Origin of the sequence: Pseudoalteromonas luteoviolacea NCIMB 1944, assembly GCF_001625565.1 — a bacterium.
In the GTDB taxonomy this organism is placed as follows: Bacteria; Pseudomonadota; Gammaproteobacteria; order Enterobacterales; family Alteromonadaceae; genus Pseudoalteromonas; species Pseudoalteromonas luteoviolacea_F.
Map to the genome: position 1 here is coordinate 202,601 of NZ_AUXS01000032.1, position 15,763 is coordinate 218,363.

The 15,763-nt window shown below is 42.8% G+C and carries 13 protein-coding genes; 5 read left to right on the forward strand and 8 right to left on the reverse strand.

From position 1 onward, the window contains the following. The first annotated feature begins 1 nt into the window (after nt 1). From N483_RS12275 to N483_RS12295, 5 genes are all read left to right on the forward strand, one after another. Entirely contained in the window at nt 2-1,888 is a 1,887-nt protein-coding gene (locus N483_RS12275; protein WP_023401550.1) for a VWA domain-containing protein, read from the forward strand. Beyond that, the gene (locus tag N483_RS12280; protein ID WP_023401549.1) at nt 1,882-3,528 is read left to right on the forward strand and encodes a BatD family protein; all 1,647 of its coding nucleotides are present in this window, start codon (nt 1,882-1,884) and stop codon (nt 3,526-3,528) included. The genes N483_RS12275 and N483_RS12280 overlap by 7 nt, the downstream gene beginning before the upstream one ends. A 51-nt stretch (nt 3,529-3,579) precedes the next feature. After that, complete coding sequence (locus N483_RS12285; protein WP_023401548.1) at nt 3,580-4,095, forward strand: sigma-70 family RNA polymerase sigma factor; 516 nt, start codon at nt 3,580-3,582, stop codon at nt 4,093-4,095. Then, nucleotides 4,095-4,820, forward strand: coding sequence for a DUF3379 family protein (locus N483_RS12290; RefSeq protein WP_023401547.1), 726 nt, complete (start codon nt 4,095-4,097; stop codon nt 4,818-4,820). The genes N483_RS12285 and N483_RS12290 overlap by 1 nt, the downstream gene beginning before the upstream one ends. 110 nt (nt 4,821-4,930) lie before the next feature. Next, complete coding sequence (locus tag N483_RS12295) at nt 4,931-5,797, forward strand: Tim44 domain-containing protein (RefSeq protein WP_023401546.1); 867 nt, start codon at nt 4,931-4,933, stop codon at nt 5,795-5,797. A gap of 216 nt (nt 5,798-6,013) precedes the next feature. Here N483_RS12295 and N483_RS12300 read toward each other — a convergent pair whose 3' ends face one another. From N483_RS12300 to N483_RS12335, 8 genes are all read right to left on the reverse strand, one after another. After that, nucleotides 6,014-6,856, reverse strand: coding sequence for a putative kinase (locus N483_RS12300; RefSeq protein WP_023401545.1), 843 nt, complete (start codon nt 6,854-6,856; stop codon nt 6,014-6,016). After that, on the reverse strand, nt 6,857-7,528 hold the full coding sequence (locus tag N483_RS12305; RefSeq protein ID WP_023401544.1) for a response regulator: 672 nt from the start codon (nt 7,526-7,528) through the stop codon (nt 6,857-6,859). A gap of 84 nt (nt 7,529-7,612) precedes the next feature. Then, nucleotides 7,613-9,088: an ATP-binding protein gene (locus N483_RS12310; RefSeq protein ID WP_023401543.1), complete on the reverse strand. Its 1,476-nt coding sequence runs from the start codon at nt 9,086-9,088 to the stop codon at nt 7,613-7,615. 209 nt (nt 9,089-9,297) lie between these two features. Next, on the reverse strand, nt 9,298-9,594 hold the full coding sequence (locus N483_RS12315; protein ID WP_023401542.1) for a PilZ domain-containing protein: 297 nt from the start codon (nt 9,592-9,594) through the stop codon (nt 9,298-9,300). Between the two features lie 9 nt (nt 9,595-9,603). Beyond that, nucleotides 9,604-9,987, reverse strand: coding sequence for a response regulator (locus N483_RS12320; protein WP_036977231.1), 384 nt, complete (start codon nt 9,985-9,987; stop codon nt 9,604-9,606). A gap of 85 nt (nt 9,988-10,072) precedes the next feature. Next, nucleotides 10,073-13,954, reverse strand: a complete 3,882-nt coding sequence (gene hrpA, locus N483_RS12325; RefSeq protein WP_023401540.1) for an ATP-dependent RNA helicase HrpA — start codon at nt 13,952-13,954, stop codon at nt 10,073-10,075. A gap of 79 nt (nt 13,955-14,033) precedes the next feature. Next, entirely contained in the window at nt 14,034-14,462 is a 429-nt protein-coding gene (locus N483_RS12330) for a CBS domain-containing protein (protein WP_023401539.1), read from the reverse strand. 87 nt (nt 14,463-14,549) lie between these two features. Next, on the reverse strand, nt 14,550-15,542 hold the full coding sequence (locus N483_RS12335) for an isoaspartyl peptidase/L-asparaginase family protein (RefSeq protein WP_419555109.1): 993 nt from the start codon (nt 15,540-15,542) through the stop codon (nt 14,550-14,552). Between the last annotated feature and the right edge of the window lie 221 nt (nt 15,543-15,763).

Sequence of the window (15,763 nt, forward strand, 5' to 3'; positions counted from 1 at the left end):
TATGACCGAATTTCAATTTATTCGACCTGACCTGCTTTGGCTGCTGCTCCCGTGGTTGGTGATAAGCCTACTGCAGTGGTATAAAAGAACAAGCAACAAGCAGTCTCAAATTATTGCCCCTCATCTGGCGAAAGTAGTACTTACCGAAGGAGAGCAGACTAAATCGAGCCATTCCTCATGGCTAACCAGTTTAATCCTGTTGCTGGGCATACTTGCTGCAGCGGGACCAAGTATTGAGAAACAAAGCGTCCCTGTATTTACCACAAAGCAAGCTCGCGTTTTAGTGATGGATATGTCTTACTCCATGTACTCAACCGACATTGCGCCTAACAGGCTTACACAGGCCCGTTTTAAAACTCTGGATATGTTAAAGCAATTTAATGAGGGTGATACCGCGTTAGTCGCTTATGCGCAAGACGCTTTTATTGTGTCACCATTAACCAGTGATGTTAATACTTTAGAAAACCTAGTGCCGAGTATTAGTCCAGCCATTATGCCAGGCAAAGGCGCTAACGTTTTGGCAGGTATAGATCAGGCAAAGAATCTACTTGAGCAAGCAGGATACCCATCGGGTGAAATCGTTCTTATCACTGACGAAGTTGAATTGGAAGATGCCCAAGATATCCATAGCATGTTGAGTGGAACAGGATACACACTCCATGTTTACGGTGTTGGCACAGCCCAAGGCGCTCCGATCAGCGTACCAGAGGGTGGATTTTTGAAAGACAGATATGGGCAAATTGTAGTACCCAAACTATACGTAGATAGGCTTCGTTCGCTAGCACAACGTTTAGGTGGAAAATATGCAACTTATTCGCCAGACAGCTCGGACATTGAAACTTTTGCCTCCAACAATACTCAAGATATTGAAACACCCAAAGAGCCAAATGAAACGCTATGGCGTGTCGATGCCGGTAAATATCTTTTATTCGTCATCGTACCTTTGGCATTGATCGCATTCAGAAATAGCGCTGTTGCTTTGAGTATATGTGCCTTAGCTTTTCTACCCAGTCAACCAACTTACGCGGCGGATTGGCAATCATGGTTTAAAAATACGGACCAAAAAGCCCTTTCAGCATACCAAGCTGAAGATTTCGAACAGGCAACTAACGCTCAAAACGCAGCTCTCAAAGGTGCTGCACTGTACAAACAAGGCCAGTATGAGCAAGCTGCACAGGCACTTCAACATGCCAATACCGCAATCGGCCAATATAACTTAGGGAATGCGCTAGCTCACTTAGGAAAGTTAGATGAAGCAGTTGAAGCTTATGAACAAGCGCTAAATTTGAACCCCAACTTGAATCAAGCGCAAGAAAATAAAGAACTGCTTGAGCAGATCAAAGAGCAACAATCGCAACAAAATCAAGATCAAAGCAACCAAGACCAGAACCAGCAGTCCTCCGAGCAACAGCAAGACAATCAGCAAGGTGAAGGACAGGAACAGCAGCAATCAGACCAGCAAAATGGTCAAAATAGCGAATCTCAAGACGGCCAAGAAAATGAGTCTGAACAAGAGCAAAATGAGCAGTCAGATCAAACAAATAGCAGTGAACGGTCTGAGCAACAAAATCAAAATAACCCAGAATTAGCTGACAAACAGTCAGGTAAAGAAGAGGAACAATCACAAGAGCAAGCTGAGCAAAAAGCAGCGCAACAACAAGCTCAACCTCAGCAAGCTGAGCCGCAAGAAGGTGAACAAACACAAAGTTTGACACCTTCACAAATGAGGGAGCTCACCCCTGAAGAAAAGGAAAAGGCGCAACAGTTGGACCAGCTTCTGCGCAGAGTGCCGGATGATCCGGCTATTTTGTTAAAGAACAAAATGCTTTTAGAATCACGACAAAGACAACAACAGAGACAACCAGTAGGAGCTGAAAAATCATGGTAATGCGATTTGCAATCTGTTTTATTATTTTCGCTGTCGCACTGCCCGCTTTGGCCATTGACAGATTGACGGCCAGTGTTGACAAAAACCCTGTGTTGGTTGGTGAATACTTTACGTTGACAATTGAAGCCAATGGTAAAGTCTCAGGGCAAATGCCTGACACTTCAGCCATCGCACAAAACTTTATTACGGGCCCTGTTAGTACCAGCTCACGTACTCAGATCATCAACGGTAGTATGAGTAGTGCAACAAGCTGGCAAATGCAGGTTATGTCTCGAAGTGCAGGTGAGTTCACTATTCCTGCATTTGAAATATCAGGTGCCAAGAGCCAACCAATCAACCTGCGCGTTGTAGCCAGAGAGGCGGATGACAGCCAGCAAAAAGACGTATTTGTCACCACAGAGCTCAACCCTCAATCGTTATATGTGCAACAAGCAGCACTCTATACAGTAAAACTATTCATTGGTAAGGATTTACTTGAAGCACAAATGACCCCACCATCAATGGAAGATGGCTCTATCACTGCAATGGGTCAACAAGAAGAAAACTACGAAGTGCTAGATGGTCGCCGTTATCGAGTTATCACCAGAGAGTATTTAATACAACCACAAAAAAGTGGTAGTTATACAATCGAAGGGCCCATTTTCAACGGCCAAGTACGGGAAGGATATCGCAGAATGGCCGTAAGTGCCGTCGGTGATTCAATAGATGTGGAAATAAAGCCCATTCCTGATAACTATCGCGGCGCATGGCTGCCAAGCGAATTAGTTAATCTTGCAGAAGAATGGCAACCCGAGGATAACCAAGTAGTTGTTGGTTCTCCGATTACTAGAACATTTACATTGACAGCCTTAGGTATAACCAAAGAACAATTGCCCGATATTGAAGTACCCAGTGTAGATGGTTTTAGAATTTATCCAGACGAAACAGACCGTAATCAAATGGCACGTGATGGGCGAGTCATTTCGCAAATGGTTGCATCTTATGCCCTACTCCCGCAAAAACCGGGGACATATACACTGCCAGAACTAAAACTCCCTTGGTTCAACACAGTAATAAATCGCGTGCAATATGCCACTTTACCAGCCAGAACCATTGAAGTTGTCGCTGATCCCAATCAACCACAACAACCTATCGCTCAATCACAACCCAGTATGGTTTCCCAAACGCCTGCGCAACAATCCATCACTGACCCCCAAATAGTGTACAAGGAAGCAGAAAAATCTTGGTTAGACTGGGGACTAATGGGGTTAGGCTACCTTTTATGGTTTGTAACCTTGGCCTTGTGGCTTTTGAAAAAACCAGCCAAACCAGTAGCTGTTCCCTCAAGCGGATCAGAGGTTGCCGCTAATACAGATGTGACAGTGAGACTAAAACAATTGGGTAAAGCGGCCAAACAAGGCGACAACAGTCAGTTTTATACTTTGCTACGCCAATATGTCGAACTTGCGTTTGACCAGACACTCAAATCATGGTTAGACCAGCAAAGCCCCGAAATTCGGGAACAAATTGCAAAATTGCAGGCTTGCCTTTATAGTGCAAATAAGCAACAAGTCGATCTAGTGGCGCTATACAATCAAGTGTGTAAAATTAAAAAGCGTTCAAAATCAGATACTAAGAATAGCTTAGAGAAGTTGTACTAAAAAATATGGCAAAAAATGAAATAATATTGCTAAAGGCAAGGTCTAGTTAGCATGACCCAAAAACAAAAACGTTACGAATCTTTGGTTCAGGTTTACCATACGGAGTTATACCGCTTTGCTTATTGGTTATGCCAAGATCCAACCATTGCAGAGGATTTGGTTCAGGAAACATTTTTACGTGCATGGCGCTCATTAGACGCACTGCAAGATGAAAAAGCAGCCAAATCCTGGTTATTAACTATTTTACGACGAGAAAATGCACGTCGTTTTGAGAGAAAACAATTTGATTACGCTGATGTCGAGAACGACACATTGGTCGACACCAAAAGTACAGCGTTAGATGATGAAATGGAACAAACTGTCGTACAAAGGCAAATTAGTCGATTAGCTCCAGAATATAGAGAGCCACTTTTACTGCAAGTTGTGATGGGGTGCTCAGGAGACGAGATCGCGGACATTTTAGAATTAAACAAAAATACAGTAATGACAAGACTGTATAGAGCAAGAAATCAGCTAAAAGAGGCACTAACTAACGTGAATGAATCAGCAAAGGGGGCATCAAACTGATGGATGATTTAGAATTTCGCCGTCGCCTGTTCGCCGATCCAAGCGATGAGCAACTTATAGACGAAGCGGAACAAGATCCAGCTAAAAAGCGTTTGCTTGACGAGGCGCAAGATTTCGACGCCTTGCTAGGTAATGCGTTAAATGTGCCTGTACCCGATGATTTGCAGGCAAAGCTGCTGAAAAACATGGAATCTGAGTCTGACACACAGTCATCGGAAAACGTTGTACAGCTATCTTGGTATAAGCGTTTTACTGTGCCAATTGCCTCAGCTGCATCGGTCGCTTTAGCTGTAATGGTGTATTTCAGTACAGTTGTGCCAACGCCTTTATACGCTGGCGAGCATGCTCTAGAACACGTTTATTATGAAGAAAGCGCTTTAAAGCTGAGTAAAGAAGTCACTTTGCAAGTGGTTAACGAAAAGCTTGCTATGCTCGGTGGTAAACTTGAGTCACTTCCCGGTAAAGTAACATATGCTACTTTTTGTAATTTTAAAGGTCAGCGCAGCTTGCACTTAATCTTTCAATCAGATCACGGGCCGATGACGGTATTTATTGTACCAAGTGAAAGTAATGATTACCGTCAAGGTGATACTCAATTTAACGATGATCGTTACAGTGGCTCAATCAATAAAGGAGCAAATGCAGACACCATTTTAGTTGCAAAATTGGGCGCTCCTCTCGATAAATATCAAGGAGAAGTCAACGACTCCTTACGTTGGCTGTAAAACAGGGCGTGTAAAGCGCCCTTTTTGTTCCCGAATCAATCCTATTTCAGTTCAATTTCTTGTCTAATTTCATTAGAATGACAAACAGTATTTAAACTTAGAGGAAAACCATGAAACAATTTTTTGTTTTATTGACTATCGTTTCGATGTTATTTGCAACAGCTTTTGACGCTGAGGCTCGTAAGAAGTTTGGCGGCAAGAAAAAAGGCAAAACACATCAGACATCCACTGTACAACAAAAAAAGCAAGTTGATACTAAATCTCTTGCTGCACAGCAAGGCACTAAAAAGAAATCGAGTAAAAAAGGCATTATGGCTGGTGTTTTAGGTGGTCTGCTAGCAGGTGGCCTGATCGCTGCAATGATGGGTGATGATTTTGAGGGTTTCCAATTCCTTGAGATGATCCTATTCGCCATCGCAGCATTTGTTCTTTTCAAAGTCATAATGGGCTTTATGCGCAAAAAGCAACAGCCACAAATGGCAGGAGCTCCTAACTTTGGTCAGCAACAACAGCAGCAAAACCAAAGCTTCTCGCAACCTCAGCAATTTCAAGCAAACCAGACTGGCGGAGGATTTGGAGCACAACAAGAAGTACCATTTAACTTGCCACGTGATTTCGACGTAAACGGCTTCCTACAAGGTGCTCGTTCGCACTACCAAACAATTCAAACCGCTTGGAACAAGAAAGACTACGCAACAATGGCTGAATACTTGAGCCCAGAGCTTGTTGAAGAGTTCCGTCAAGAGCGTGAGCAGCAAGGCGACGTGGCAACGGAAGTTATGTTTGTTGATGCAGAACTTGCTCGTGCTGATGTAAATGCTGACAAGTGGGAGATCAGCGTGATGTTCCGAGGCAAATACCGTGACTTAGGTGATATGCAAGAAGAGCCAATTCACGAAGTTTGGCACTTAGAGCGCAAAACACAAGGCGACGCGCCTTGGCTTATCGTAGGTGTTGAAGACCTAATTGAAAGCTAATTATAAGCGTTAAAAATGGGCTCTAAAGGAGCCCATTTTTTATCTGTCTGTTTTGTAAAACTATTTTTAAACTATCAGCACATAGACCACATATACAAAAACACTCGGTATCTCACGACTTTTACGTACACATACGGGCTATTTCAACAATAAACAAACTAGGCCAACGCCCAGGCTCAAGCAGAGCTGTTCACCACATTCATATTTAATCCTGTATTAACTTATTCCCCTTTCCTCATCAAGCTTTAGCTCTAGGTCGCATATTGCTGGTAAGGTGGCAAACCCCCACTCAGTTAACCTCTGATAAGACTGGATGAAATCGAAAACTTGACGATTTGTCATGCCAACTCCTTTAGCCGCAATCAGCTTTTTTTCTTGCTCTAGACGCCACTTAAAAACTCGTTCAAAACTCTGACCATTCAAAAAAACCAATTTATCGAAGAGCTTGAACAATATCTGATAGTCCGCCGCTAAAAAGTGGTTTACCTGCGTACGATACTGGCCCATAGCATCGTTTTTCTGTTCAAATACGTTACAAGCACCTTGTATCAAATCTGCTGGTTGCACAGGTAGACCAAGGCACCACCCTTCAATGATAAGTACATCAAGCTTGGAAGACACCCGTTTCCATGCTGAAACTGGATAAGGGTTATCTGTCGATTTATCAAACTGAGGTAATATAAAAGGTTGACACTGTTTAAACTGTGTGATGGCTGATATTGCAGCTTGCACATCATGAGTGCCGGGTGCACCACGAGTCGCGAAAGGAGCACTCAGACGTTTCGCAAGGTTTTGACGTTCAGATTTACCGTAATAAAAGTCATCAATTGATACAAACTCGGCCAGATAGCCATGTGCACGTAAGTATGCAACATAATATGCAGCCAAAGTGGACTTGCCACTCCCTTGGCAGCCACTTATGGCTATACATTGAGGTTCAACTTGGCTATTAACTGTACTTTTAAACCAAGCGAGCGCTTTTTCAGTTTGCTGTATATATTGAGTGGGGACTTTGTGTGTTTCACAAAACAGCCTTTGCCACGATGCCAAAGCAGACATTTACATCACTTCAAATTTGTATCCAACACCATAGATAGAGTGGATAAACTCGCTATCAGGGGCAATGTCTTGTAGCTTTTTGCGTATTTTTTTTATGTGGCTATCGATAGTCCTATCACTGACCACACGGTCATCATCATAGATTGAATCCATTAATCGTGCACGGTTGTAGACACGTCCTGGGTGCTTAAACATAGTCTTTAGCAACATGAACTCGACATGCGTTAAATCGGTCCGTTGACCGTTATAATTAACAAACAATGTCTCTTCATCCAACACTAAACCTGTTTGTATCGGCGTTGAACTACTGGTACGCCTAAGAATAGCTTTAACACGCGCAACGACTTCTTTTGGACTGTAAGGCTTGCATACGTAATCATCAGCGCCGACCTCTAAACCAAGTAGTCTATCGATTTCTTCGACTTTCGCGGTTGTCATAACAATTGGTACATCTGAATCTTTGCGTACCTGTGTACAGATCTCAATGCCATCAACAGAAGGCAGCATTAAGTCCAATAAAATAATGTCGGGTGTAAAAGTTCGTACTTTTTTTAATGCTTCAGCACCATCCATAACAATATCGAACTCATATCCAGCTTGCTCAAGATATTTACCTAATACAATTGCTAGTTTTTCTTCGTCTTCGACAATTAGTACTTTTTGTTTATTCATTTCAATGCCTTGGTGGTACTTTTCTGCTGTTAGTTTTGAATATATCAGCAATATTTACAAAATCCAGGTTAACCAAACTGCCATTTATTGCTCAAGAGGAAGCAAGACATCGACGCTAACACCGCCCAACTCGCTTTCACTCGCTTTGATAGAGCCATTATGTGCTTGAACAATACTGGCACAAATAGCGAGCCCCAACCCAGAACCTCCTGAAGCCCTATCTCTAGCCTTATCCACTCGGTAGAGTCTATCAAATAGTTTTGGCAGCAATTCAGGATCTACACCCGGGCCACTGTCTTGCCATCGGATCAACAGATGGTTTTCTTCTTGAGAGATCACAACCTTAATTTTGCCGGCTAAGGCATCGCTAGAGTCAGTATAACGCAGCGTATTTTGCATAAAATTACCAAACAACTGAGAAAGCCGCGCTTCGTCACAATACAGCACTGTCTTTGATTGCACATCGATCGCCCACTCAAAGTGCTTGCTCTTCAGTGTGGCTAAGTGCGCATCAAAAGTATGGCCAATTATCTCTGAAATATCACACTCTGACATGTGGTAACTGAGCGATCCTCTATCTGACATAGAAAGCTGGTGTAAATCATCAACCAACTTTGTTAGCCGATTAATCTCATCATAGAGTGAATGAAGCTGAGCTTCGTCTGACTCGATAATGCCATCAATCATCCCTTCAAGCTCAGCCTTAAATACCGCGATCGGCGTTCTCAACTCATGAGAAATATCAGCGATCCACTGCTGTCTAGAGTGCTGGTTTTCCGCCAGTGTAATTGCCAATGTGTTTAAATCTCTAGCAAGCAGCCCGAGCTCATCTTTACTATATGATTTAAAAGGTGCTTCGTAATTGCCTGACGCTATTTTTTTTGCCGCAGCTCTTAACGATAGAACTGGCGCGACTAAAAAGCGGCTAAATGGAATAGCTAATAGGCTACTAACCAGCATCGCTATAATCGCAATACCTAAAAACCAATGCTGCTGCCTGTTGGCGAAAACTGAATCTAATGAATTGCTTATTTCGAGGCCATTTTCAAGCCCGATATACCCGAGAAGCTTGCCTGAGTTGTCTTCATTTTCATACACTTCGAGCCAAAGTGTTTTATTTTTACTGTCCTTTTTTCCTTTCAATAGCTCACCAGTAGCTGACTTAAATACCAACCTAGCTTGTGCCCCTCGCATGTGCCTAGGAGGGCGATCTTCTCTTCCCTCACGTCTTTCAGGCTCAGCCGGTCGATGATGTCTGGGCGGCCCTCTTCGTGGGCGCCTTACCATGTCGTCTATCTCATCTTGTGAGCGACCGTGAAACTCTCCAACCAATCTTGTCCAATGGGGGTTTCTTCTCGTCATCCACCCTTCACCGTACATTTCAAAGTTCTCTCTGATAGTTGGCAAAATTGCGGTTAATTTAGCACGGCTACTGTCTTGCAAGTATTCTTTAAAGCTCTTTTCAAATGCCAGCTGATTTGCATAGTACACTGCCGATATAAGCACTGCGTTAACTAACAGCAATATAGCTAGCAGCTTTCGTCTTAGGGTTAACCTCATCGACACTCCATAAAAATCAAAGATACAAGCAGTAACTTAGCACCTAGCCTCACGATTACTGTTATATGGATCAATGCAGGTGGCGTAAGTCGCATATACAAGGCTGGTTTGTAGTCTACTGCAGAAATTATCAAATAAGATTGTGCAAAAATAGTGGAAGTTAGGTAAGCGAAGGCGATGAATTTACCTTCGCAATGGGTTAAAACGCCTTAGTTAAACTGAACGATTTCTAGGCCGACAACGTAACTGTCTTCTGCGGATTCATTACTGCTGCAACGAACAACTTTAGCACTGGCATTAAACGGAGGAATCGTTGTGCTTTTGCTGTTGATGAACACCGCAACCATCTCTCCAATTTCCAATGGGTGTTCAATTTCGATTGACAGCCCCGTAGCACTTAGGTCTTGACAAGTTCCAAGTAATTTTTCACCTGACTGGTTAACAGTCAACTCTGCTTGCGCATTGACCATCATACGCATAAAGCGACGCTTATCTTCATGGATCATAGTGAGCTCCTAGACCATATTTTTTATTTTTTCCAAAAGCGATTGCATAGCGAATGGTTTTACCACATATTCATCACAACCTGCTTCATATCCTGCTTGTTTTTCTTGTTCAGATTCTAGACCTGATACCATCATGACCGGAATATCTTTGGTTTCGGGTGTATTTTTCAACATGCGGCAAGTGTCATACCCGTCCAACCCGGGCATACAGACGTCTAACAAAATGACATCAGGTGGATCAGCTATCGCATTAGATAAACAACTGATCCCAGATTCCGCATAACTGAATTTAAACGCATCTGACAAAGCCATCGACAACATTTCGTAGTTAAAGTACTCATCATCAACAACTAACACATGCGGTGTTCTACTCCGTCTTTGCTGCGTGGACATAGTCAATGTCGCTTCCTTATCACAATCCAAAAATTTAAATCCTCTTATTAAGGTAATTGGCTGAAAGCAAAATGCAAGTCAATTCCTATAAATCCAACTCATTTAACGCATTCATAACACGCTTAGCTGAAATTGGATAAGGTGTACCTAAGGTTTGAGCGAACAATGACACTCTTAGTTCCTGTATCATCCAAAAAATATGCGTCAAACCATCTGGTGTTGGCATTCCCTTGGCAACTTTCTTACACTTTTGAGCATACAACTCAGATACCTTATCTAACTCTAGTACGCATAAGCGATCTCGGTTAGGGTCTACAGGTAATTTTTCTAATCGTTTTTCTATTGCCCTGAGATAACGCAATAAATCTGGCATTTTGTCTGCACCATGCCCACTGACAAATCCCTTAAATATGAGCGATTCTAATTGAGATTTGATATCGCCATGAGCTGTGATCATGGTTAAATCTACCCTGCCTTTCATTCGCTTGTTGACACTATGTGCAATACTTAATACCTGTTCAACCTGTGATGCTATTTCAACGACTTTGTCACCCAGTTCACCGCGAATAAACTCTTTTGCGGTTTCAAACTCAGCCTCATCTCGGATGGCTTCAAACTGTCTCAATAGACTGTCTACACCTGCAGCTGTGCAATCAGCAATAAGATCATGGATCTTACCAAAAGGATTGAAATATAAGCCTAGCTTCGCTTTATTTGGCAAGTGCTGTTGTAAATACTTCACCGGAGATGGAATATTTAACAATACTAACCGTCGCAAGCCCAGTTGATGCGCTTGCGCAGCTTTTTCTGGGTGGTCAAACAGTGTGATGGCTGTGCTGTCTTTTTTATCAACTAAAGCAGGGAAAGCCTTAATCTCATATCCACCTTGTGTTTTGGTATACTCTTGGGGTAGCTCACCAAAAACCCACTCTGTTAAGTTTTCTTGCTCAATTCCCTTTTCTGCAACTTTAGAGAGAGTTTGTGACACTTTGCCTTGTAATTGCTCTTTCAATGCGTCGAGATCAAATCCATGGGCAATCACTTTTCCACTGTCATCAACCACTTCAAATTGCATTTTCAGGTGTGTTTCAAGTGACGCTGTATCCCAATCATCTTGTGAAACTTTAACACCAGTCATTCGCAATAGTCGCGTCGCGAGCGACTCTAATAGAGAGCCTTGCAACGGCTCTATAGAGGCCAATACAGCATCTGCATAATTTGGCGCCGGTACGAAGTTTCTTCTCAGCGTTTTTGGTAAGCTTTTAATCAGCGCGCAAATTAAGTCATGTCTCAATGCCGGAATATGCCAATCAAAGCCTTCGTTTTGTACTTGATTCAATAGAGCTAAAGGGACATTGACAGTCACACCATCTACCGATTTACCTGGCTCAAAATGATAGCTCAGAGGAAGGATCAAATTGCCTTGCTGCCACATATCTGGGTAATCAAAAGCTGTTACTTTATCAGCACCATGCTGCATTAGAGACTCTCGGTTCATGTGCAAAACTCGTTTGTCACTTTGCTTTTTGAACCAATGATTAAATGCAGCGCGGTTGTTTACATCACTAGGAATACGCTCGTCGTAAAACTCAAACATGGTTTGCTCATCAACCAAGATATCTCGACGCCTAGCTTTGTTTTCTAATGATTGGATCTCTTCTACAAGAGATTGATTATATTCCAAAAACTGCGCTTTTTGACCAAGCTGTTGGCCTATTAAGGCCTCTTTAATGAAAAGCTCTCGGCTCATCACTGGATCAATTTGGCTATAGACCGTGCGCTTTCTCGAAATAATGGTTAAGCCATATAAAGTTTGCTGTTCAAACGCGATAACCGCACCCTGTTTCTTTTCCCAGTGTGGTTCACTATAGCTGCGCTTTACCAAATGTTGCGCGAGTGGCGCAACCCAAGCCAAATCAATCTTGGCATTGATCCGGGCATACAGCTTGCTGGTTTCAACGAGTTCTGCAGACATCAACCATTTTGGACTCTTTTTGAATAAAGCAGAGCCTGGGAAAATATGAAATAAGCTATTTCGTGCCCCTTTATAATGCTGTTTCTCGTCTTTCATGCCAATATGACTGAGCATGCCACTTAGCAAAGATTGATGAATAGCCTCAAAACTCGCTTCATTTCCCGACCCTTTATAGTCCATTTCATCACAGACTGTTTTGAGCTGATAAACAATGTCTTGCCACTCTCGAATACGCATGTAGGCTAAAAAATCTTTCTGACATTGCTTTCTAAACTGACTTCGAGAAAGCGCCTCTTGCTGCTCCTCTAGGTACTGCCAAAGATTCAAAAATGCCATAAAGTCTGAATTTGGATCTTCAAATCTACCGTGTTTTTCATCGGCAGCCCCCCGTTTTTCCTGCGGCCTCTCTCGTGGATCTTGGATAGACAAAGCCGCTGCTATAACAATCACTTCATTTAGCGCACCTTGATCGACTGATGCCATCACCATTTTTGCCAAGCGAGGATCAATTGGTAAACGGCTGAGCTTGCGACCCGATTGTGTTAACTTTGCGTTCTCACGGCGCGAAGCCGCCTGCACAGCGCCAAGCTCTTCAAGTAATGCCATACCGTCTTTGATATTTCGGCTATCGGGTGCTTGCACAAAAGGAAACTTTGCAATGTCACCTAACCCCAGAGCCAACATCTGAAGAATAACGGAAGCGAGATTCGTTCTCAGAATTTCTGGATCGGTAAACTCTGGTCGAGATACAAAATCCTCCTCAGAGTACAGTCGTATACAAATACCTGCGGCGACACGTCCACAGCGCCCCATTCTTTGGTTTGCACTTGCTTGGGAAACCGCTTCAATCGGCAGTCGCTGCACTTTGGTGCGATAGCTGTAGCGACTTATTCGTGCGGTACCTGGGTCAATTACATACCGGATCCCAGGCACTGTTAACGACGTTTCTGCAACGTTGGTTGCAAGCACAATTCGGCGATGGCTATGAGGGGCAAATATACGGTTTTGTTCAGCATTAGATAAACGTGCAAACAAAGGTAAAATTTCAACCCCTTTTAAATTGCGTTTTGCCAGCGCATCGGCTGTATCTCGGATCTCTCGCTCGCCATTCATAAATATTAATATATCACCCGATCCAGCTTCGCACAGTTCATCAACTGCATCGAAAATGCCTTGAAGTTGATCGTTTTCTGCTTCGCTTTGATCGCCTGAAACATCAATTACGGGACGATAACGTACTTCAACAGGGAAAGTCCTCCCCGATACTTCAATGATTGGGGCATTATTAAAGTGCTTAGAAAAACGTTCTGGATCTATGGTTGCTGAAGTAATTATGACTTTAAGATCGGGCCTTTTTGGCAATAGGTTTTTCAAATAACCAAGAATGAAATCAATATTTAAACTACGTTCGTGCGCTTCGTCAATGATGATGGTGTCATATTGGTTTAGGAATCTATCTTGCTGAATTTCAGCAAGCAAAATACCGTCAGTCATCAACTTTACGTAACTTTTATCGGATACTTGGTCGCTAAACCTGATTTTAAAACCAACTTCCTCACCGAGCTCACAGCCAACCTCTTCGGCTATGCGGTTAGCAACGCTTCGAGCTGCAAGACGGCGCGGTTGAGTATGTCCAATATACCCATCAATACCACGACCTAGCTCTAAACAAATTTTGGGGAGCTGAGTCGTTTTGCCTGATCCTGTTTCACCAGCGACGATCACCACTTGATTTTCAGCAATCGCTTTCTTAATGTCTTCTTTTTTCTGGCTTACAGGTAATGACTCTGGGTAGGTTACCTCCGGCAACCCTTCTTGGCGTTGTATTTTTAATTGTTGGCTACGTGCAATGGATTCGCCGATCTGAGCAACTACTTTTTGCTGCTTTTTTTCATCGGCTATTTTTTTAACACCTTGCAGACGTTTTTTAAATAGAAACTGATCCTTCTTTAAACAGAAAGGAATATCTGAATATAACGACTTTAAGTCCACTACACGACACCTTGAAAATTCCAAAATCGCCGCGTAGTCTATCAAACCCTAAGGGTTCTACCCAAATAAAAACAGACTTTTAGACAAATCTGTTCCCAGATTCATAGGTATCGTGTAAATGTTTATCGAATGCGAGTAAAACATGAGCACGAGTTATCACGCCCATTAACCTGCCATCTTCGTCACAAACTGGGTATAGCTTAGGTTTATCGTTCGACATTTTATCCGCAATTTGCAAGATACTATCATCTGGACTCACACACACTGGCGCGGTATTCATAACGTCTGACACAATGCTATGGGACTCATTTTGATAGGTCGCTTCCAACATTTTTTTAATACAGTCTTGCTCAGACAAAAAGCCAATTACTTTATGATGCTCATCTAACACTGGACCGCCAGACTGCCCGCTTTGTAAAAGCTTTTCAACCGCCATTTCTACACGCATATCTGAACTAAAGGTTACGGGTCTGTGATTTAGATAATCTGCTACTTTAACTGATTGCATTGTTTATTCCCCCAAATAAAATGCCAGCCATTATTATAATAGTAGCTGGCACTGAAAAATTTGCCTAAGAATCAACAATTGCTAACATTATTTAAAAATTCCCACATAAGTTGGCGAGTGGCTAGACTTACTTGCTCTATACATCCCTTTAGTGTTAAACGGCATACTGACATTACCTTTTTTATCAACAATGATGACACCGCCAGTACCACCTGCTTTATACATGGGCCCGAAAATCACCTCTTTGCCAGCTTTGTCTATTGATTTATTTTGATATGAAACCCGTGCGCAGATATCCGCCGCGACATTGTATCGAATAAAATACTCACCATGGCCGGTTGCGGAAACAGCACAAGAAGCGTTATCAGCAAATGTACCAGCTCCTATGATGGGTGAATCGCCAATGCGACCGTAGCGCTTTGCAGTCATACCGCCAGTTGAGGTTCCCGCAGCTAAGTTGCCGTTTTTATCTAGGGCGACCGCGCCCACAGTACCCATTTTAAAGGCTTGCGGCAATGCATTGTGCAAGGCTTGATAATCCTTGGTGCCGCTTTCTTGCTGCTTGAGCTTTTCTTTGGCACGCTGTAACGCTTCACGTCGGTGAGGCGTATTAAAGTATTGTGAGTTAACCAGTTCTAGGCCTTGCTGTTTTGCAAAAGTTTCAGCTCCCTCGCCACTGAGCATAACATGCACGGAGTTATCCATGATCTCACGCGCCAAGTTGATTGGGTTTTTAACGTGCTTTACACCGGAAACAGCGCCTGCTTGGCGATTCTTTCCATCCATAATGGATGCATCGAGTTCGTGATGACCGTCATAGGTATAAACAGCGCCTTTACCAGCATTAAAAAAGGGAGAGTCTTCTAAAATATTGATAGCTCGAGTAATGGCATCCAAACTATCGCCCCCCTGATTAAGCACCTGATACCCCGCCTCAACAGCTTCTTTTAATTTTGCTCGATAAGCCTGTTCTTGTTCTGTCGTAAAGCGACTTCTCTCAATTGTGCCTGCCCCGCCATGGATAGCAATGGCAATTGGACTAGCTGATTGCGTTTGTGCTTTAGCATGTATAGAGGTCATTAATGAAAGGGCGGCGGCTAGAACGGTTAACGTGCGCATTCTGTGTTCCTTATTGTTTTTCGTATTTACACATCACTTTATTTTGCAAGATAAACACAAGGAAGGAAGACTGCAACATTATGCGTTGGAAATGTACATTATATTGATAGGTTGATTTAGTGTGCGCTGCACTTTAAAACAAAAAAGCGCCATAAGGCGCTTTTTAGAATCAAAACATTTAA

Coding starts and splice junctions, on each gene's coding strand:
- N483_RS12275 (WP_023401550.1), top strand. CDS start 2: ATGACCGAATTTCAATTTATTCGACCTGACCTGCTTTGGCTGCTGCTC.
- N483_RS12280 (WP_023401549.1), top strand. CDS start 1,882: ATGGTAATGCGATTTGCAATCTGTTTTATTATTTTCGCTGTCGCACTG.
- N483_RS12285 (WP_023401548.1), top strand. CDS start 3,580: ATGACCCAAAAACAAAAACGTTACGAATCTTTGGTTCAGGTTTACCAT.
- N483_RS12290 (WP_023401547.1), top strand. CDS start 4,095: ATGGATGATTTAGAATTTCGCCGTCGCCTGTTCGCCGATCCAAGCGAT.
- N483_RS12295 (WP_023401546.1), top strand. CDS start 4,931: ATGAAACAATTTTTTGTTTTATTGACTATCGTTTCGATGTTATTTGCA.
- N483_RS12300 (WP_023401545.1), bottom strand. CDS start 6,856: ATGTCTGCTTTGGCATCGTGGCAAAGGCTGTTTTGTGAAACACACAAA.
- N483_RS12305 (WP_023401544.1), bottom strand. CDS start 7,528: ATGAATAAACAAAAAGTACTAATTGTCGAAGACGAAGAAAAACTAGCA.
- N483_RS12310 (WP_023401543.1), bottom strand. CDS start 9,088: ATGAGGTTAACCCTAAGACGAAAGCTGCTAGCTATATTGCTGTTAGTT.
- N483_RS12315 (WP_023401542.1), bottom strand. CDS start 9,594: ATGATCCATGAAGATAAGCGTCGCTTTATGCGTATGATGGTCAATGCG.
- N483_RS12320 (WP_036977231.1), bottom strand. CDS start 9,987: ATGTCCACGCAGCAAAGACGGAGTAGAACACCGCATGTGTTAGTTGTT.
- N483_RS12330 (WP_023401539.1), bottom strand. CDS start 14,462: ATGCAATCAGTTAAAGTAGCAGATTATCTAAATCACAGACCCGTAACC.
- N483_RS12335 (WP_419555109.1), bottom strand. CDS start 15,542: ATGACCTCTATACATGCTAAAGCACAAACGCAATCAGCTAGTCCAATT.